This is a genomic window from Rhizobium leguminosarum, assembly GCF_002953715.1.
Lineage (GTDB): Bacteria > Pseudomonadota > Alphaproteobacteria > Rhizobiales > Rhizobiaceae > Rhizobium > Rhizobium leguminosarum_V.
Genome location: NZ_CP025013.1, coordinates 520924 through 539077 on the forward strand (window position 1 = coordinate 520924; position 18154 = coordinate 539077).

Annotated in this window: 18 protein-coding genes, 3 pseudogenes and 1 riboswitch; of the genes and pseudogenes, 7 read left to right on the plus strand and 14 right to left on the minus strand. The window is 58.8% G+C overall.

The annotated features are described in order from the left end of the window. Position 1 precedes the first annotated feature (1 nt). The 4 genes and pseudogenes from CUJ84_RS26815 to CUJ84_RS26835 form a co-directional block, all read right to left on the minus strand. A protein-coding gene (locus tag CUJ84_RS26815) for an IS630 family transposase (RefSeq protein WP_105008707.1) occupies positions 2 to 950 on the minus strand; the annotation gives its coding sequence in 2 pieces (ribosomal slippage) (positions 2 to 613 and positions 615 to 950; 948 coding nt in all). 316 nt (positions 951 to 1266) lie between these two features. Next, positions 1267 to 1392, minus strand: a pseudogene (locus CUJ84_RS38875) (universal stress protein); the annotation flags it as partial. Then, positions 1389 to 1526 (minus strand): annotated as a pseudogene (locus CUJ84_RS26830) (SDR family NAD(P)-dependent oxidoreductase); the annotation flags it as partial. The pseudogenes CUJ84_RS26830 and CUJ84_RS38875, both read right to left, overlap by 4 nt. 20 nt (positions 1527 to 1546) lie before the next feature. Next, complete coding sequence (locus tag CUJ84_RS26835; RefSeq protein WP_105008709.1) at positions 1547 to 3100, minus strand: Fic family protein; 1554 nt, start codon at positions 3098 to 3100, stop codon at positions 1547 to 1549. A gap of 367 nt (positions 3101 to 3467) precedes the next feature. Further along, a riboswitch (TPP riboswitch) is annotated at positions 3468 to 3600 on the plus strand. Positions 3601 to 3698: 98 nt separating this feature from the next. Here CUJ84_RS26835 and thiC point away from each other — a divergent pair. Genes thiC through CUJ84_RS26865 form a run of 5 tightly spaced genes read left to right on the plus strand, consistent with a single transcriptional unit; the run spans position 3699 to position 8083 of the window. After that, the gene (thiC, locus tag CUJ84_RS26845; RefSeq protein WP_105008711.1) at positions 3699 to 5522 is read left to right on the plus strand and encodes a phosphomethylpyrimidine synthase ThiC; all 1824 of its coding nucleotides are present in this window, start codon (positions 3699 to 3701) and stop codon (positions 5520 to 5522) included. Continuing rightward, the gene (gene thiO, locus CUJ84_RS26850) at positions 5522 to 6499 is read left to right on the plus strand and encodes a glycine oxidase ThiO (protein WP_105008712.1); all 978 of its coding nucleotides are present in this window, start codon (positions 5522 to 5524) and stop codon (positions 6497 to 6499) included. The genes thiC and thiO overlap by 1 nt, the downstream gene beginning before the upstream one ends. 4 nt (positions 6500 to 6503) lie before the next feature. Next, entirely contained in the window at positions 6504 to 6701 is a 198-nt protein-coding gene (gene thiS / locus CUJ84_RS26855) for a sulfur carrier protein ThiS (RefSeq protein ID WP_105008713.1), read from the plus strand. A 3-nt stretch (positions 6702 to 6704) separates the two neighbouring features. Further along, a complete protein-coding gene (locus CUJ84_RS26860; RefSeq protein WP_105008714.1) occupies positions 6705 to 7478 on the plus strand; it encodes a thiazole synthase in 774 nt (257 codons plus the stop codon). Continuing rightward, positions 7475 to 8083, plus strand: coding sequence for a thiamine phosphate synthase (locus CUJ84_RS26865; protein WP_105008715.1), 609 nt, complete (start codon positions 7475 to 7477; stop codon positions 8081 to 8083). Before CUJ84_RS26860 ends, CUJ84_RS26865 begins: the two co-directional genes overlap by 4 nt. Positions 8084 to 8310: 227 nt before the next feature. Here the strand turns inward: CUJ84_RS26865 and CUJ84_RS38050 are convergent, their stop codons facing one another. The 5 genes from CUJ84_RS38050 to CUJ84_RS26900 all read right to left on the minus strand — a co-directional run bounded on the left by CUJ84_RS38050 (position 8311) and on the right by CUJ84_RS26900 (position 13253). Beyond that, positions 8311 to 8457, minus strand: coding sequence for a hypothetical protein (locus CUJ84_RS38050; protein ID WP_158686967.1), 147 nt, complete (start codon positions 8455 to 8457; stop codon positions 8311 to 8313). Positions 8458 to 9295: 838 nt separating this feature from the next. Next, positions 9296 to 9484 carry a hypothetical protein gene (locus tag CUJ84_RS38880; protein ID WP_245457595.1) on the minus strand — a complete coding sequence of 63 codons (189 nt, stop codon included), beginning with the start codon at positions 9482 to 9484 and terminating at the stop codon, positions 9296 to 9298. Between the two features lie 1371 nt (positions 9485 to 10855). Further along, the gene (locus CUJ84_RS26890; protein ID WP_105008719.1) at positions 10856 to 11083 is read right to left on the minus strand and encodes a hypothetical protein; all 228 of its coding nucleotides are present in this window, start codon (positions 11081 to 11083) and stop codon (positions 10856 to 10858) included. A gap of 446 nt (positions 11084 to 11529) precedes the next feature. Beyond that, the gene (locus CUJ84_RS26895) at positions 11530 to 12339 is read right to left on the minus strand and encodes a Ku protein (RefSeq protein ID WP_105008720.1); all 810 of its coding nucleotides are present in this window, start codon (positions 12337 to 12339) and stop codon (positions 11530 to 11532) included. 11 nt (positions 12340 to 12350) lie between these two features. Further along, the gene (locus CUJ84_RS26900; protein ID WP_105008721.1) at positions 12351 to 13253 is read right to left on the minus strand and encodes a Ku protein; all 903 of its coding nucleotides are present in this window, start codon (positions 13251 to 13253) and stop codon (positions 12351 to 12353) included. 481 nt (positions 13254 to 13734) lie between these two features. Here CUJ84_RS26900 and CUJ84_RS39310 point away from each other — a divergent pair, with 481 nt between their 5' ends. After that, positions 13735 to 13923, plus strand: a complete 189-nt coding sequence (locus tag CUJ84_RS39310; protein ID WP_105008722.1) for a hypothetical protein — start codon at positions 13735 to 13737, stop codon at positions 13921 to 13923. A 100-nt stretch (positions 13924 to 14023) separates the two neighbouring features. Here CUJ84_RS39310 and CUJ84_RS26910 read toward each other — a convergent pair whose 3' ends face one another. Beyond that, the gene (locus CUJ84_RS26910; RefSeq protein ID WP_245457596.1) at positions 14024 to 14377 is read right to left on the minus strand and encodes a hypothetical protein; all 354 of its coding nucleotides are present in this window, start codon (positions 14375 to 14377) and stop codon (positions 14024 to 14026) included. 512 nt (positions 14378 to 14889) lie between these two features. Next, positions 14890 to 15915: a sensor histidine kinase gene (locus CUJ84_RS26915; RefSeq protein ID WP_105008723.1), complete on the minus strand. Its 1026-nt coding sequence runs from the start codon at positions 15913 to 15915 to the stop codon at positions 14890 to 14892. 322 nt (positions 15916 to 16237) lie between these two features. On the opposite strand from CUJ84_RS26915, the gene CUJ84_RS26925 reads away from it, so the two are divergent. After that, positions 16238 to 17311 (plus strand): PAS domain S-box protein, encoded by a 1074-nt coding sequence (locus tag CUJ84_RS26925; RefSeq protein WP_105008725.1) that lies wholly within the window; start codon positions 16238 to 16240, stop codon positions 17309 to 17311. Positions 17312 to 17339: 28 nt separating this feature from the next. Here CUJ84_RS26925 and CUJ84_RS39185 read toward each other — a convergent pair whose 3' ends face one another. From CUJ84_RS39185 to CUJ84_RS26935, 3 genes and pseudogenes are all read right to left on the minus strand, one after another. Continuing rightward, positions 17340 to 17462: a hypothetical protein gene (locus tag CUJ84_RS39185; protein ID WP_261331149.1), complete on the minus strand. Its 123-nt coding sequence runs from the start codon at positions 17460 to 17462 to the stop codon at positions 17340 to 17342. 136 nt (positions 17463 to 17598) lie between these two features. Further along, positions 17599 to 17817, minus strand: a pseudogene (locus tag CUJ84_RS39315) (hypothetical protein); the annotation flags it as partial. After that, positions 17792 to 18112 carry a plasmid stabilization protein gene (locus tag CUJ84_RS26935; protein ID WP_105008726.1) on the minus strand — a complete coding sequence of 107 codons (321 nt, stop codon included), beginning with the start codon at positions 18110 to 18112 and terminating at the stop codon, positions 17792 to 17794. The gene CUJ84_RS26935 and the pseudogene CUJ84_RS39315, both read right to left, overlap by 26 nt. Positions 18113 to 18154 lie beyond the last annotated feature (42 nt).

Consider the following 18154-nt stretch of genomic DNA (forward strand, 5'->3'; position numbering starts at 1 on the left):
TTCACGTTTTGTCGGAAGCATATCCAGCGTTTTCGAAGTAGTTGCGGCACTCCTGAGGTTGGATTGTTTCGACGAGCGAGCCGATGAAGCGCCAGGTCTCCTCGGTACTGCGTTTCTGAGCGTGGCGCATCCAGTGCTTGATTTTGGCAAAGGCCTGTTCGATCGGATTGAGATCGGGTGAATAGGGCGGCAGGAACCAGAGCCTGGCGCCAGCCACGCGGATGAGCTGGCGTACGACCGCCGACTTGTGACTGCCGAGATTGTCCATGACGACGATGTCGCCGGGCCGGAGCACTGGAACGAGCTGCTGCTCGACGTAGGCGCGAAAGCATTGCCCGTTGATCGGGCCATCGAAGACGCAAGGGGCGGTGAGCCGATCGCAGCGCAACGCTCCCAGGAATGTCAGCGTACGCCAATGCCCATGCGGAGCAAAGCCGCGCAGGCGCTTGCCTTTCGATCCCCAGCCATAGAGCGGAGCCATATTCGTCTTGATCCAGGTTTCATCGATAAAGACCAGCCGTTCCGGATCGAGGCGAGCCTGCCATCCTTTCCAGCGCTGACGCTTGTGGGCGATATCGGCACGAGCCTGCTCAAGAGCCAACAGTGTTTTTTTTGAAGCGCAGTCCTTCGCGCCTGAGGAACTGCCACACCGTGTTGTGGGAGACGGCGATCCCGCGCGCCGCCAGTTCATCCTTTAATCCGTACAGGCTGAGATGCGGCGTCTGCTGAAGCCGCTCAATGATGAAGTCGCGGTGCGGCTCCAGGACGCGCTTGCGATAGCCGCCCATCTTACTCGGTCTCACAGAGCCCGTCGCACGGTAGCGCTGAGACCACTTCACCACAGAAGAAACCGCAACGCCAAACCGCGCCGCCACCGATCGACAGCTCTCGCCTGCAGCAATCGCCGCAACAGCGCGCTCCCGCAGATCATCAGAAAGAGGTCGGACCATCGATGCTGGCCTCCTACCCAGCCAGCATCTTGAATCACAAAACCGAGTTCGCAGGTATCCCCACCGATTCAAACAAGTGAGGAATTGCTCTAAGGCGCCAAGCGAAGGGCTCGACAGCAGGCGAGCCGCGACTTCCGGCCAGAAGTGACCCTTGCGTATGAAGAGCGAGCGACCCTTGCAACACCAACACGTTGACCATCTTGTAGAGACCAGCGGCGGCGTCGCTGATGGAGATGGTCGTACCCATCGTGTCTGAAAGCGACATGCCGCCACTCTGGCACGGCCGCGCACGGAGCGCGGCAGTGTCCTCCCCCCGTCAGTGCGCCATGAATATTGGCATGCTGCTTTGCTCGATCATGTTGCGCGTCACGCCTCCGAAAAGCGTCTGCTGCCAGCGAGGGTGATTGTATGCGCCCATGACGATCAGATCGGCATTCACATCCGACGTGCTGCGCCTTGCGACCAGAAGAAAGCGCCCTTGAGGTTGGTCCCGATGATCTTATCCCAGCGCTGTTCGTCGACATCGAGCGATGGAGATACCTGTTCGTACCCGGCATTATTGACAAGGATATCGACAGCCAGTGATGTTTTCGAACTTACTTAGCGTTTCGTCGATCTCTCTCGAATGCGTCGGCATAGAGCGCCTCGATCCTTTCGACCTCGGCGTCGTCCAGTGCAGCAAACTCCTTCGTGCGTGCTCTCTGCGACAGCCGGCCGTCGTTCTGGCCGAGGAACTTGTGTAGCAGTTCGGCTTGAGCCGTTGGCATGTCGATGATCTGCTGGACCCCTTCGGAAAACGTATCGAACGCCTGCAGGAAGCGAACCTCTTGCGGTAGATCGTGTTCGACCGTCTGTTCGACGCAGGCATAGAGGAAGGTCGCATGCGCCGTGGCATCGAAATAGCGGTAGAAAGCGGCCGTGTCGTTTAGCACCTCCACATTGCCCGAGACCGTCGGACGCCATTCGATAAACGGAAGGAGCGGCGCCGACCAGGACTCCAATACCGCTCTGTACCGGTCGATGTTGCGCAAGATCACCGCGCTGACCGGAAACACGAGGCCGGGAGGACTGTAGGAAGCGGCGGCAAGCGCATGGTGGATAAGCCAGCGATGCAGGCGGCCGTTACCGTCCACATAAGGGTGAATGTAGACGAAGCCGAATGCAAGACATGCCGCTGCTACTACTGGGTCCATCGCGCCCCGCGCGGCGCGGTCAGAGAATGCGATCAAGCCGCCCACCAGGCTTTCCAGATCCTCATGCCGCGCGCTGATGTGATCGGGGATGGGCATGTTGGTGTCTCGGTCATGTACGCCGATGAAACCGCCTTCGTCCCGAAGGCCGAGACGCACGAAGCGGGCGTCTCCGATGACGATACGCTGAAGGCGATCGAGTTCGTCGAGGCTGAGCGGACGCACGCCCGCTTGCGCGATGGCCTGGCCCCAGCGCGCTGCCCTTTGGCCTGATGGTCGCTCTCCTTCGATGGCGAAGGAGGACTTCGAATCGTTGAGCAGAATAAAAGCAGCGGCTCGCGCTACTAGATCGGGACGGACGCGACCTATCGCCTCGCGGGCCCGTTCACCGAGCGCCTTTTGCGAGAACGCGGCGAGATCCGGCGTCCGGCGAACCAGGGGGCAGAATGCCGGCGTGCCCGGCAGATTGTTCGAGACCTTGTGCCGCGGAGATGGATCGCCTTCAGCCAGTGCATATTGCTGATCCGGATCGAGGATCGTCACCATCCGCACCTTCCCGGGATCGGGAATATCAAGCTGCCGATCGGTCAGCCACTCGTACAGGAACCAGAGGCGGCGCGCGAAAGCGCCAGTTGGCGTGGCCCGGATGATGACCTCGATCTCGTCAGTCTCAATGATCTGGAACAGAGCCGATAACACCTGGAGATCGACGCCTTCGTATCTGAAGGCAAAAACCAGATGAGGGCCAAGCTCGGGCTGTGGACGATATCGGGGCGTCAGCATCAACCATGCCTCGGTTGATGTCGGGTGATGTCGCTCGGCTATCGCGGCCATCCTTATAGGTGGCGGCAAGATCAGATCGTAGCGTGCCATGATCGCGGCATAGCCAGCCGGTTCACCGCGTTCAGGCAGCGGCCGTCCGTGAAAATCCCTCACACTCTGCGTAGGCCATTCACGCATTAACGTCTCCGCGAAACTGGATCACTTGGTCTAGGGCTGTGAAAGTCCTTCACAGCTTGCGCAAAACTATCACCTCTTCTTCTTTTTGTGAACACTAATCACCAGGCCCCGAGAGCAAGTCGGCGGTCGATAACGAAGGAGTGGCAAACAAGCTCTGCTTTGCCCACCGCAGCATCCATTGGAGTTGATCGCATCCTTCCAGACAGGCTTCTTCTGGCAGACTGTTCTGCCCCGCGCCGCCAACGCTGCAGCGGCCGATGCAGCCGCGCTTCCGAGTGGCGACAAACAAGTACCAAGCGATCGGGATATGGATTCCGGAATGGTCCCCAAGGGCTTGACGGAACGCCATTTCTCACAATAGCTTAAACCTATTCACCAGGGGGGTCCCGCCAAGGGGCTGAGATACTGCTGGTCGGATCGGCTTTGGCCGGCCGAAGCGCAGTGACCCGTTGAACCTGATCCAGTTCATACTGGCGTAGGGACGGTGCGGGCGCTGCGCAGCGAGGGCGGATATCCGTCCTTTGCATTCCAAGGCGTTTTTTCATCATTCCAACACTGGAACTGGGTCTCCAAACGTCAAACCTTGGAGCCTCGAACCATGAATATTGCAACCACCAAACTCACTCCGGTCGTCACCACAGGTCCGCTTCCCGCCTCCGCGAAAGTCCTCAAAGCAGGCACCATTCATCCGGATATCCGTGTGCCGATGCGTCAGATCGCATTGCATCCGACCTCTGGCGAACCGTCGGTCACTGTCTACGATTCTTCCGGTCCCTACACAGCAGAAGGCGCTGCAATCCGCATCGATGCAGGCTTGCCACGCATGCGCGAAAGCTGGGTTCTTGCTCGCGGCGATGTGGAATCCTATGCCGGCCGCATCGTCAGGCCGGAGGATAACGGCTTTGTTTCCGGCGACCGGCTGACGCCGGAATTCCCCGTTCGCAACCAGCCTTTCAAGGCGAAGGCGGGGAGGGCCGTTACCCAGCTCGCCTATGCGCGGGCCGGCATCGTAACGCCGGAGATGGAATTCATCGCCATTCGCGAAAACCTCGGCCGACAGGCGGCCAAGGATGCTCTCATCCGCGACGGCGAAAGTTTTGGGGCCCATATCCCTGACTATGTCACGCCCGAATTCGTCCGCCAGGAAATCGCTGCCGGGCGGGCAATCATTCCCGCCAATATCAACCACCCGGAACTGGAGCCGATGATCATCGGTCGCAATTTTCTGGTAAAGATCAATGCCAATATCGGCAATTCGGCTGTCACCTCGTCGATGGAGGAGGAAGTCGAAAAGATGGTCTGGGCCATCCGCTGGGGCGCCGATACGGTCATGGACCTGTCGACAGGCCGAAACATCCACAACATCCGCGAATGGATCATCCGCAATTCGCCGGTGCCGATCGGTACCGTACCGCTCTACCAGGCACTCGAAAAGGTAAACGGCATTGCCGAGGACCTCACCTGGGAGGTCTATCGCGATACGCTGATCGAACAGGCCGAGCAGGGCGTCGACTATTTCACCATCCATGCCGGCGTGCGGCTCGCCTATATCCCGCTGACCGTCAATCGCGTCACCGGCATCGTTTCCCGCGGCGGCTCGATCATGGCCAAGTGGTGTCTGCACCACCACAGGGAGAGTTTTCTCTACGAGCATTTCGAGGAGATCTGCGACATCTGCCGCGCTTACGACGTTTCCTTCTCGCTCGGTGATGGCCTGCGCCCGGGATCGATCGCTGATGCCAATGATGCGGCGCAGTTCGCGGAACTGGAAACGCTCGGCGAGTTAACGAAAATCGCCTGGGCGAAGGATTGCCAGGTGATGATCGAAGGTCCCGGCCATGTGCCGATGCACAAGATCAAGGAAAACATGGACAAGCAGCTTGCGGTCTGCGGCGAGGCGCCCTTTTATACGCTCGGACCGTTAACCACCGATATCGCGCCGGGCTACGACCACATCACGTCCGGCATCGGGGCTGCGATGATCGGCTGGTTTGGCACCGCCATGCTCTGCTACGTGACGCCCAAGGAACATCTCGGCCTGCCGGACCGCAACGACGTCAAGGTGGGCGTCATCACCTATAAGATCGCGGCGCATGCCGCCGATCTCGCCAAGGGCCATCCGGCGGCGCAGGTGCGCGACGATGCGCTATCGCGCGCCCGTTTCGAGTTCCGATGGGAGGACCAGTTCAACCTCTCTCTCGATCCGGAAACCGCCCGTTCCTTCCACGACGAAACGCTGCCGAAGGAGGCGCATAAGGTGGCGCATTTCTGCTCCATGTGCGGCCCGAAATTCTGCTCGATGCGGATTTCGCACGATATCCGCGCCGAAGCGCAGAGGGAGGGGTTGGAAGCCATGGCCGCCAAATATCGCGATGGCGGCGATCTTTACATGCCGATCGAAAACCTTCCGGGTAACGTATAGTGTCTGCGTTTCTCGTCAAAGGGGCCGGCGTTGCCGGCCTTGCGGCGGCCCATGAACTCGTCAAGCGGGGCTTTTCGGTTGAGGTGATCGAGAAGGCCGGCGCGGCGGGGCTTGGCACTTCGCATTTTGCTGGAGGAATGCTGGCACCCTATTGCGAGCGGGAGGCGGCCGAAGAGGTTGTCCTGACATTGGGGCTGGGCGCGGCCGGGTGGTGGGAGGAGGCCGTGCCCGGCGAGGTTCGTCGCCGCGGTACTCTGGTAGTGGCGCAGCCACGCGACCTTCCGGATCTCACCCGGTTTGCCGCGCGCACGACCGGTCATGTCTGGATCGATCGCAAGGGTGTAACCGACCTGGAACCTGCCCTTGCCGGTCGCTTCGAAAAGGCTCTTTTCTTCGAGCAGGAAGCGCATCTCGACCCACGCCGCGCACTGGCTGGGCTAGCCGACAGACTCCGCGAGCGCGGCGTGGTCTTCCATTTCGGCGGACAAGAGCCGCAAGACCGGCGATTTTCCGGCGTGCTCGACTGCACCGGGCCAGCGGCGATACCGCGATTTTCCGGCCTGCGCGGCGTGCGAGGGGAAATGCTCTATCTGGAAACTGCGGATGTGACGCTTTCCAGGCCGATCAGAATGCTGCATCCACGCCATCCGATCTATATCGTGCCCCGCGACGATCACCGTTTCATGGTCGGGGCGACGATGATCGAGGCCGAAGATGACGGACCGATTACCGCGCGTTCGCTCATGGAATTCCTGAACACGGCCTACACGCTGCATCCGGCGCTTGGCGAGGCACGCGTTATCGAGACCGGGACCGGCATACGTCCGGCGTTTGCCAACAACATTCCGCAAGTAATCGAAACGGAGGAGGGGCTCGCCATCGCCGGCATGCATCGGCATGGCTTCCTGTTGGCACCCGCCATGGCTGTGCGGGCCGCCGATATTCTCCTCGCGCGACATTCACGTCTGAAAGGCTAACCCCGTGAAACTGATCATCAATGGCGAAACCCAGGTCTGCGAGGCCGTAACCCTGGCCGAACTTCTTCATGTTCTCGAATACGAGGGCGACTGGTTGGCAACCGCCGTCAACGGAGATCTCGTGCATCGCGAGGACCGAGCCGGCCACCGACTCGACGACGGTGATCGTATCGAAATCCTGTCCCCGATGCAGGGAGGTTGATCCATGCTTTCTCTTTATGATGCTGAGTTGTCTTCGCGGCTTCTGCTCGGTACCGCGCGTTATCCGTCACCGGCCGTCCTTGCCGAGGCGGTGAGCCGGTCCGGTGCGGAGATCATCACGGTCTCGCTTCGCCGCGAAACGGCCGGCGGAAAGATGGGTGGAGCCTTCTTCGAACTCATCCGCCAGCTCGCGGTGCACGTCCTGCCCAACACCGCGGGATGTCACAGTGCGTCGGAGGCGATCCTGACCGCCAAGATGGCACGCGAAGTATTTGGTACCGACTGGATCAAGCTCGAGGTGATTGGTCATCACGACAGTCTCCAGCCGGATGTGTTCGAACTGGTCGAAGCCGCACGCATTCTTTGCGCGGAAGGGTTCTGCGTATTTCCCTATACGACGGACGATCTGGTGGTCGGTGAAAAGCTGGTCTCCGTCGGATGCCAGGTCTTGATGCCCTGGTGCGCGCCGATCGGTTCTGCGGCAGGTCCGCGCAACCCGTCCGCGCTCACCGCCATGCGGAGCGCCTTCCCGGACATCCCGCTGATCGTGGATGCGGGGATCGGGAGACCGTCGCATGCGACAACGGTGATGGAATTCGGTTACGACGCGGTGCTGCTCAATACGGCGGTCGCCGTCGCAGGCGATCCGCCCGCCATGGCCGAGGCGTTTGGCAAGGCGATCGAGGCTGGACGGCTCGCTTATCTTTCCGGCATGCTGGAGCCGCGCGACATGGCAGTACCGTCCACCCCGGTTGTCGGAAAGGGCGTTTTCGCATGAGGCTCGATCCCTTCTATCTCATCGTCGACAGTTTTGAATGGATCGAACGTCTCGTGCCGCTGGGCGTCAAACTGGTGCAACTGCGCGTGAAGGATCGCCCGGACGAGATCCTGCGCCAAGAAATCCGTCGTTCTAAGGCCGTTTGCGCAGCGGCGAATTGCCAGCTGGTTGTCAACGACTACTGGAAACTGGCGATCGACGAGGGATGCGATTTCATCCATCTGGGCCAGGAGGATCTTGTGGAAGCCGACCTTGATGCCATTCGCAGAGCCGGCCTGAAACTCGGTCTTTCCACACACGACGAGGCGGAGCTCGAAACGGCTTTGGCTGCGAAACCTGACTATGTGGCACTCGGCCCGATCTATCCCACCATTCTCAAGCAGATGAAATGGGCGCCCCAAGGTCTGGAACGGATCACGGATTGGAAGAAGCGTGTAGCACCCTTGCCGCTGGTAGTGATCGGAGGGTTGAATGTCGACAGGCTACAGGGCGTATTCGACGCGAGCGCTGACACCGTGGCCGTGGTCACCGACATCACCTTGAACGCCGATCCCGAAGCGCGGACACGCGAATGGATCGAACGCACGGCACCGTGGCGTTATTGAGGGTACCACCACGCTTCCGTCGTGCGCTCTCCAGGAAGTCCACGTTGTTTTTGGCGCAGTATCCCGATATCGACGTGGAAATTAGCGTTGATGAGGGCCTGACCGGTATCGCAGCCTCGGCCGCAGGCGTAATCCGCCTTAGTAGCGTCTGTTGAGGTGGCTTTGTCCAACGCAAGCGGCGCAACCGACGCCGCTTCGCGAATCCGCTATTCATCCAATATGGCGGCTCAGGGCCGGTGCATCGGCGCCAATCTGGAGGTCTTTTCCGAATGGATTTCCGGCCACTTGCTATTCGGCGCCGGTGCAGTGCCAATCGCCGAAATGGACACCACGATCGCCGTCACGGCCGAGAAAAGCACGAGTGCATAGGTCATAGCTTTTGATCCTTTGAGGTTGGTTCCCAGCCATCCCGGCCGCAAACTGCTCTGGGAGGATGAATCAAAGGCTAAGCAACATGGTTAAACGCACGCCTTTTTTCCCGCTTAGGGACGGCGCTGTGGATGAAACTTCCATCGCCGCGGTCTTCGGGACCTCTGGCTCGCTGCGATTTCTATTTCAACCGCGATAAGGAAATCCGAAAATTTCTTACCTAACCCGTACACCAATTCCGCGACGGCAGCTGCCGGGGTCAGGCGCAACTACTCGCCTTTAACCCCCGCCGGAGTTGGAGGAGGCCGAGGCTGCTTGGGCGCATGAAGGCCTGTTCTTTCCCACGGTAGGCAAACGGATCGAGGGACGCATTGATTGATGAAGTCACGTCGGCGCTGACATCGACGAATTATTGCGAGTGAGTCGGACTTCGGTCCGATGGTAGACAGCAATCTCTCTGCTAATTTCCGTTCCGCTGAGACTGCAAAACTCAGCACGAAAAGGGTGTCTGCCCCTGATCCGGAGCACCCTTTTCAAACCCGCTTTCGGGAGTCCCCTTCAACCCTCGGCACCGATGGTTCGCGGGCGGCCAACCTCCTAATTGATCATAGTGTATAGGTAATCTGTCTGAGCATCTTGCGTGCGATGGTGTTGCCAGTTCCATCGCATCTAAGCGGGCCGTCATCAAAGTCGAAGTCTGTCATTTCCTCGGCTTCCTCGCGAATTCGACCGCCCAGACCGCCAGGATTTGACCGGCCCATGGTCGGCTCTTCATCCCCACCTTCCTCATCGTCTCAGTGTCTCTCCTAGCTCTCTACCTCGTCTTGCGACGGCGCATCACACTCAGGCGGTGACGAGAGCGGTGCAATTGCGGGCCACTACGAGACGAAGCAGTCCGGCGGCGGCCCGCCCTATGCGGCCCGACTGGAAGACGATGGTCGGATCACCTTCCTCACCGACTGCAGGTCTTCCTTCTCGCTTCACGACGAGGATGCCAGCATGGCGTTCAGCGGGTTCCTTCGCTTCCTTCACGCCTCAGCCTCGTTTTGGTCGGGGTTGTCCCCGTTTATCGAGATCGAACGCGAAGATGGACAGTGAGGTAAACGAGCCTGGCATCGGCCTTATCGCTCCGATTTGCCGGTACGCTTCTCGAGGAATTCGTCGATTTCCGGTTTCACCTTCGCTCGCGTAAGATACTCAAGCTTTTGACTAAGCTTTTCGACGTTTTCGTTGGTAGCGTAGCCAGGCGCGGATTGCGCGATCGTGGAGTCCTTCGCGCGATCGTTCTTTGCTCGATTTGACCGCGAGGCTGTTTGGGATCGTCTTTAATTCGCAACCTTTATTCAAGTAAACGGAAAAAACAACTTTTGATACACTTCCGGCGGAGCGTTATAAAGTTGGAACTTATGAATGCCCCTGGTGTTTAATTATACGGTCGCTCGGCGATTGTTGCTTACCCCAGGCAGCCACCACTCCTGTGCGCCGGGCGGCTACTCGTCCAGCGTTTGGTTGTTTGACTGCGAGCGCTCGAATGGTTAGCGGAGACTATCATCGTGGGCAGGGGGACATTCCCCCAGAGGCAGGCTTTGCAAATCGCCTGTTAGTTCAGATTGGTCGCCTGCCTAGACCGTTTCGTCGGGCAATTGGATGGACTGTTTACCTGGCTCTCGTATTGGTAATGTTCGTGGTGACCTTGATGCCCGTTTGGTGGTCACAATAAGTTGCCGACAGGCAATCGGCTGTTGCGCCGGCGGAATGGCGGTCCGTCGGATTGGCGGAGCTTCTTGCCGCGCGACTTGAATTGAACACAGTCCAACGCTATCTAATGCTCATCGGCGTTGCTGGTGAGTGCTCCACGCGAGCGTTCGCGACTGCCGAAGTCGCTTATCTGCTTTTGACCACGGATGTACTGGCACTGGTGTGAAGAGCGATGTTGAAAGGTCGGTGCGATTTCGCCCCGGCCTTTTTTATTGCCCGTTGGCAAGGGGCGGCAGGCGTTGCCTCAAACGACATCAGCATCGTCTCCAACAAGGCTGGCCGTGTCTCCAGGGTTCAATTCGGGTCGACCCGGTCGAAAGTGGACGTGCCTACAACGAACGGGAGGGAATCCGGTTCGACAACACGCTCGATCCATATGCCCCTCAGCAGATCACGCAAGAGCGCGACGGATACCGCAATCGGCGGCGCCCTCGATGGGAACGGGGACGTTAGGCGTGTCCGGCGTTCCGAGGGAAGTTGAGGTCGAAATCGCTTGGAGGGAGCAGGGCGGCCCTGTCGTCAAACCTCCCGCAAGTTCCGATGGGTTATGGTACCAAATTTCTCGATCGGGCAGTTTGTTGGTGTGAACGCCCGACAAAAAGAGTGCCTCGTCGAGAGCCTTCGTTCGCTTGCCCGATGAAGGGTTCACTCGGCGGCTTGCCGGACAGGGTATTCTTCTGGGAGCTCCGCCGGAGCGATGATCTCGAAGTCCGCGGGCATGGCGTGCTGATCGGTTCCAAGGAGCGCCAGCGTCCAATAGTCAGAATCCTCCCCGAAGACCGTGGAGACCCGAACGATCGTTGGTCGTCCGTCGAAATACTTCGAGGACTTCGCCCAGTAAAACGCATGCGGAACCAAACTCGCTGCAACCATGACGCCTACTCCTGTGACTTGTGGACGATAGCAGAAATCCCGGAGATGAGAATGCCTCAGCTTGTCCAGGTCGTCATCGGGTGGATAATGATCACCCGTCGACCAGCCCGGCTTCCAGTTCGCGTCGTCGCACGACGACTTTCGGCGCGAAGACGCTGCACGCCTCCGAAGCCGTCGTACTTCGTCAGGCAGAATCTTCAAATGGGCGGCTCGAGCTGCAGACACGAAAGCTTGTCTCGCTCTGGTGGGCTGCAGTTCGCCTTTAGCGACCGCAGACATGAGGCAAGCGCGTGCTGCCAGTCGGACCATTTAGCTGCCTGGGCCATCTCTCCGACATCAAGATGCCCATCAGGCCCGATATCGTGGATGCCGTTGCGAAATGCTCTCGATCCGGCAAAGACACGGCAATTTCCATGATTGGTATCGCGCCCACATCGTGCATGGTGTCACCGGGCCTTGCTCGATTTCAGCTCGGCGGCCACGGACTTTTTCAACGCGTCCATGATGTTCACGACATTCGAGGCCTGAGTGGCCTCCGGCTTGCCCTTCGCGACCTTCTTGACGGGCTTGAGAGCCTTCTTCTTTTCCGCAACGATCTTCAGCAGGCTCTCCTGGATCGGGTCGCTTACCATGTCCGGAGACCACCGGGAGGTCTTCTGCTTGATCAACTGCTGGACTAGCGGGATCAGCTCGGGGTCAGCCTCTTCATCGATTCCTTCGAAGTAGGATTCCTCGGGACGCACTTCGTCGCCGAACCGCAGCGTCCAGAGAACGATGCCTTCGCCGCGAGGTTCGAGAACGACCGCGCGCTCGCGACGACCGATTACGAGCTTCGACACGCCGACGACTTTGTCCGATGCCATCGCATCTCGAATGACGGCAAACGCTTCATGTCCGACCGGGTCGTCGGGCATCAGGTAATGAGGCTTCTCCAGATAGACCCATTCGATGCTCTCGGCCGGCACGAACTTGTCGATGTCGATGGTCTTCACCGTATCGAGTGCCACAGCGTCGAGGTCGTCGTCCGTCAGGATGATGTAGTCGTTCTCGCCGCGGGCGTAGCCCTTGGCTTCGTTTTCGTCCTTCACCGGCTTGCCCGTCACCGAGTCGACGTACTGTGAGACGACACGATTTCCTGTTTCCTTGTTGAGCGTGTGGAAGCGAACCTTTTCGCGCTCGCTCCTTGCCGGACTCATTGCCACCGGACATGTAACCAGCGACAGCTTGAGATATCCTTTCCAGTAGGGGCGCGGCATGGCTGGTCTCCTCAGCTCGCTTTACGCTGCGCGGCCGGCGCCGCCGTGGATTTGCCCGAGGCGCGACGGGCCTTGTCGCGGCCGGCACCGGCGTTGGCATTGGCTGCCGTCCGCTTTGGCTTGCTCTCTGCGGCCTTCATCATTCCAGCGCTCTCTCGAAGAGCCGCAAGAAGGTCGTTCGGTTTCGAGACCTTGACTTCCTTGCGCTTCGGAAGCGCCTTGCCTTCGATCTTCGCCTTCACCAGTTCCGCCACGGCGGCTTCATAGCGGTCGTCAAAGGTCGCGGGATCGAACGCGCCCTTCTTCGTCGAGATGATGTGCTTTGCGAGATCGAGCATCTCGCCGGCGATTTTCATCTTCGGCATTTCTTCGAAAGCCTTCGCAGACGAGCGAACCTCGTAGTCGTAGTTCAGCGTCGTTGCGATCAGACCCTTGCCGTGCGGTCTGATGAGGACCGTGCGCATCCGTCGGAAGAGGACCGTGCGGGCGATAGCCGCGACCTTCGACTTCTTCATTCCGTCCCGCAACGCGGCGAAGGCATCGCCGCCCATCTTGTCGGGCGTCAGATAGTAGGGCTTGTCGAAGTACACGTCGTCGACGTCGGAGCAGGGAATGAATGCCTCTATCTCGAGGGTCTTGTTGCTCTCAGGGATCGTTGCGGCCACTTCTTCGGGATCGACGATGATGTACCGGCCGTTCTCGATCTCGAAGCCCTTCGTCTGAGCTTCCTTCGGCACAGGGTCTTCGGTCTCGGCGTCGATGAAGACGCGATTAACCCGGTTGCCAGTCAACCGGTTGATCGTGTGGAACGTGATGCGTTCCGAGGTGCTGGCGGCGGTGTAGAGCGCGACGCCGCACGACACCTCGCTGAATTTGAGGAAGCCCTTCCACTGGGCACGATGACCACTCGCCATGACCCCTTTACTCCCGAATCACTGTGTCGCGACTCAAGACTCGAAGAGCTGATTCGTTCCGACTCGAAACGAATCATTTTTCAATGGCTTACGCGCGTTGCTAAGGAAACTCATTCCGGTATCAAGGACGCGATCCGACAAAGCCCTGTCGGCGGTGTAAGCCGGCGCCGGAAGTCTTCGAAGAGTCCGCTGAGTTCATAGCCCGAGTCTTCGTTTCGGCACGAGCTACTCACTACTTTTTCTGGTAGGCCCGTGTCCAAATAGTCGTGAGACGTGTGTCACGCTGATTTCACGCGATTTCGAAGGCGGGCTTTACTAGATTTCATCGCGATCTCGCCAGGACGATTGGTAGAACGCCTTTGTCTTTTGGACCGCGTTTCTGACAGCGGCAAGGAGTCCTCGTGCCGATCAAGCAATCTTCCTCCAGGGAGGCGGTTGGTCGTTTCACTGGTCATGCAGCGGCGCAAGAAGGCAGCGTAAGATGCAATTTCTGATCCATTCAAAGACGATCGCCGAACTTGAATACGACGGCAAGACCTGCCTTTTATGGGTGGTCTACAAGGACGGACGAGTTCGGTCTGTTCCTGATGTCGCTCCAACACTCTTAATGAAAATCGTCTCGCAGGTCCCCGTCGAGCGATCTCCCTACCTTATGCGGACCGCGATCTGAGGGGTTCTGTAAGTGGGCACGGGGCATTTCATCTTCCTCGTCCATGATTGGGGACGGCGGTTTGACTCGTTACACGTCGCTGGCAAGCTTTCACCGCTTGTCAGAAAGATGACGAAGGAACCACGCCGATAGTTGGGATAGGTGGTTCCTGCTCCGGCATTTTGTTTCCTTGGCCATCACCGGCGCTCAGTGCCTCGCGCACTTCATCCTCTTCCCAACCCGCCTCGATGGCGGAAGCCACAAGCGTCTCGATTTTCTCGGTTTCAGACGCCTGCGAAGTCTCATCCAGGCGGCGTCTGGCGGTATCGAGGCACTGACGGAGGTTCGAAGCGCGACTGGGGTCGTTACGGTCATAGCTTGGCGATGCGACGTAGGTCATTAGAAGCTCCCTGCTGATCGAGAGGAACACCTGAAGAGAGAGCCGGTTCCACTGCGTGTCTGCGGTCAGCGCCACCGGGTGCCGCCTCGGGGACTAACCGCACCTACTGGCGCTGAACCGCCTGCATCCCTTTGCCTTAGGCGTTCATCAAGCGTCATGCCGGCGAATGGCCGGTGGCTATGCTGCAGATGGACCATATGCTCTGACCACGGCAGTCTGGCTGCCGGAACTTTTGATCGCGCCAGTCTGTTCGTACCTTTGTATGGAGGAACTGGCCATGTCCAAAAAGAACACAGCCCCATCAAAGGGGGGCAATCCTAAAGAGCAGCCTGTCAATCGCCCTGACCGTAAGGAAGCGCGATTGGAGCCTGACGATCACGAACACCCGACTCGAGATACAAGGGAGGCTCCGGTGCCCAACCCAAACGGCGAGCCTGTCGACAAACCATAACGATTGCCGGACGGTAGATAATCGACTTTAGGATCGGGTTCGCTGTTGCCTGGAAAAGGAAGATCCTACCGTCTCGCGATGACATCATCGATGTCTTTGATTTCTCGAGCGCCGGCCTCCTAGCTTTGCAATCAAACTATTCCTCGGCGTCGGAATAGTTCTTATATTGCAGCTTCTGAAGCGGCGCATCCACCCTGAGGATGAGCCCTGTCGGGGCGTAATCAAGAGAGACCTCCCCGAAGGCGGACAGGCTGGAGCTGACGAGCCGTGTGCCGAACCCCTTCTTGCTCGGAGCTTCCACCGCCGGACCTCCAACCTCCTGCCAAGTGAAGTTCAGCCGCGGGTCGCCCGCCTCGTCGCGTACCGACCACTCGATTTCGACGGTCCCTGTATCTACCGACAGCGCACCATATTTGCTGGCGTTGGTGACGAGTTCGTGCAGCACGAGGGAGAAGCAAAGGGCCGCCTGTGGACCCAATTCAACTGCAGGGCCGCTCGATTTGAAACGCCCTGACGTCTCAAGTCCGAGATTAATCGCGGTAGCCTCGACGATCGTTCCCATGGTCGTACCCAACCAATTCTGCTGCAGCAAAATGTCGTGTGCTTTCGAGTAAGCATTGATGCGTGCCGAAATCGACTGCTCGGCATCCTCCATAGAGCTGGCGTTTCGAAAGGATTGACTGGTGATGGCCTGAACGACGGCCAGCGTGTTTTTCATGCGGTGAGAGAGTTCGTGCATCAGGACGCGCTGTCGCTCCTCGTTTTCTCTCTGCTCCGTGCGATCTCTCAGAATCTTCACAAAGCCCTCGACTTCGCCGTCATCCGACGTCAACGCCATCATCTGACCCGACGCCCAGAACAACGATCCGTCCTTGCGAACGTGCCAGCGCTCATCGTTGCCATGGCCTTCCGTTAAAGCGGCGGTCATCTCCCGTTGCAGAATCCCCGCCTGCAGGTCTTCCTGCGTGAAAATTACGGCTGCGGGCTTGCCGATAATCTCAGCCTCGTCCCATCCGAGGATCCGTCGCGCGCCCTCATTCCACGTGGTCACCAGGCCATCGAGATCCGTCGAGATGATCGCATACTCGATCGCGCTCTGAAGGATGGCTTCGAGAAAGCGCTCTCGGGAGCGGCTGGAACTGGAAAAGAGTTTCATGATCATATGACCGCGTCCGTGGTTCGTCTCAGCTTCGCCCAACCAGGACCATAGGTAATCAACCCTTTCGACTGGATCCAACGTCTCACCTCGTCGGATGCAGCGTCCGTGTTGACCTGCAAAAACCGTTTCGCCAGCCTCGGTTCGATTCCGTTCAAGGCGAGGGCATTTTGCCAGCGATCTCGCATTCGGATGGCGTCATACGGATTTGCGACCCCTAAAATGATTCTGACTGTTGTTGGTGGTGTTTAGCGAATACGGTCGGCGGTGCATTAGCGGTCTCGGCCGTCTCGATTTGTTGAAAAATGCGTTGATTGACGGGGCGTAAATGTCGATTTCCGATAACCAGCAACACGAGGGCCAGGCCCAGCTCGGTTTGCAACAGCTGGAGGCCGACATAGAAGCTGCGCAGCATGGACGTAATGCTGCAGCTTTTCTTGCAGCGATCGTCGAATCCTCCGACGATGCGATCGTTAGCAAGAGCCTCAGCGGAGTCATCACGACCTGGAACAAGGGCGCTGAGCGTCTTTTCGGTTATACGGCAGACGAGGCTATCGGACACCCGATCACGATCGTCATTCCACCCGATCGTCTCGATGAGGAACCAGCCATTCTCGCCCGCATCCAAGCCGGCGAGCGCGTCAATCACTTCGAGACGATGCGACGACGTAAAGACGGTACCTTGGTCGATATTTCCCTTACCATTTCGCCCATTCGGGACGACAACAGAAAGATCATCGGCGCATCGAAGATCGCCCGCGACATCTCAGAGCGCAAGCGAGCCGCCGAGCATCAGGAGCTTCTGCTCCGGGAAATGCATCACCGGGTAAAAAACCTCTTCGCCATCACCGGCAGCATCATCACCCTTGCAGCGAGGACGGCAACGACGACTACCGAACTGGCCGCCGGGATGAAAGACAGGTTAATGGCTCTGTCCCGAGCGCATGAGATGACATTACCGAGTTTGAACGGTGAGGCCGCGACCGGCACTCCACAGACCACCCTATTTCAGCTTCTGTCGAATATTCTCGCGCCGTACGAGCGGGACGGTGCCAATCATTGGCAGCTGATCGGAGATGACATCGATATCGGCGGCACAAAAATTACAAACTTCGCGCTGCTGTTCCATGAACTCGCGACCAATGCCGCGAAATATGGCGCGCTGTCCGTCGAAGAGGGAAAGCTTGATATCGCAGCGACGATGAAGAGTGAGATGCTGGAGATCGTCTGGCTTGAGAGCAGCGGTCCTCCGCAGGCTGCATTAGAGCCACGTTCGATCGGTTTTGGAAGCCGGCTTGAGCAGATAATAAGTCAGAGCCTCGGCGTCGATATCGCGCGCGACTGGATGCCAAATGGACTCTCAATCCGACTGTCCGTTCCCCGCGGCGCTATCAGCGACTAAAACGAGGCAACGCAGCCAGCCTCGTGTCTCAACCGGCCGGACCGAGTTGCAGGATGTTGGCGCCAATCGACGCGTCGGTGGCTCGTTCGAGGCGGTTTGGCAGGATCGTCACGTAGAGCTCCATCGAACCACGACCGACCTCGAGCGCCAACAGGTGACCACCGACCGCCTCGAACGAAGCGTTGCCGGCGGTTGCGTGCAGATGCGGCAGCGGTCTTCCGTCCTTCCAGGCAGCCGGTCAAATTGGTCACCTCAACGTTTTCGTAGCTCTTCGGCTTGTATTCGCGGGCTTCGAAATCGAAGAAGCCGAAGGTAATCTGGCCAGCGAACCCGAAGCCAGACAGAATGGCCGACGGTATGTCTTCGTCGACCATCAGCGTTTCCAGGCGAGCAAGCACGTCGTCTCCTTGTCTCAAGACCATCAAGAGTCCGTCAGGTGTTAGGATGTAGCGTTTCTGCTCCGTCACGGGACACGAACGATCAATGATGGGCGCTGTGCTCGGCATTCCGCTTCCGCGTCGCCGCCGCCTTCTTTGCCGAAGCCGAACGGTCTGCGGCCGACCGCGACGCTGCCGCCTTGCCACCCTTCTCGCCGCCTTTGTGGGCGGCCGGATGACCGGTATGCTTGCCTTGCCCGGAACCGCCGGCCTTCTTGCCGCCGCCATCATCCCTGTTGACGGTTGCCCAGGCTCGGCGCTCGGCTTCCTTCTCGGACACGCCGCGGTCTTCGTAACTTTCGGCGATGTGGTCTGCCTTGCGTTCCTGCTTGTCGGTGTACTTGGACTTGTCACCACGGGGCATGACATTTCCTCCTTCGTTGATAATCAGACGAACGACAGCGCA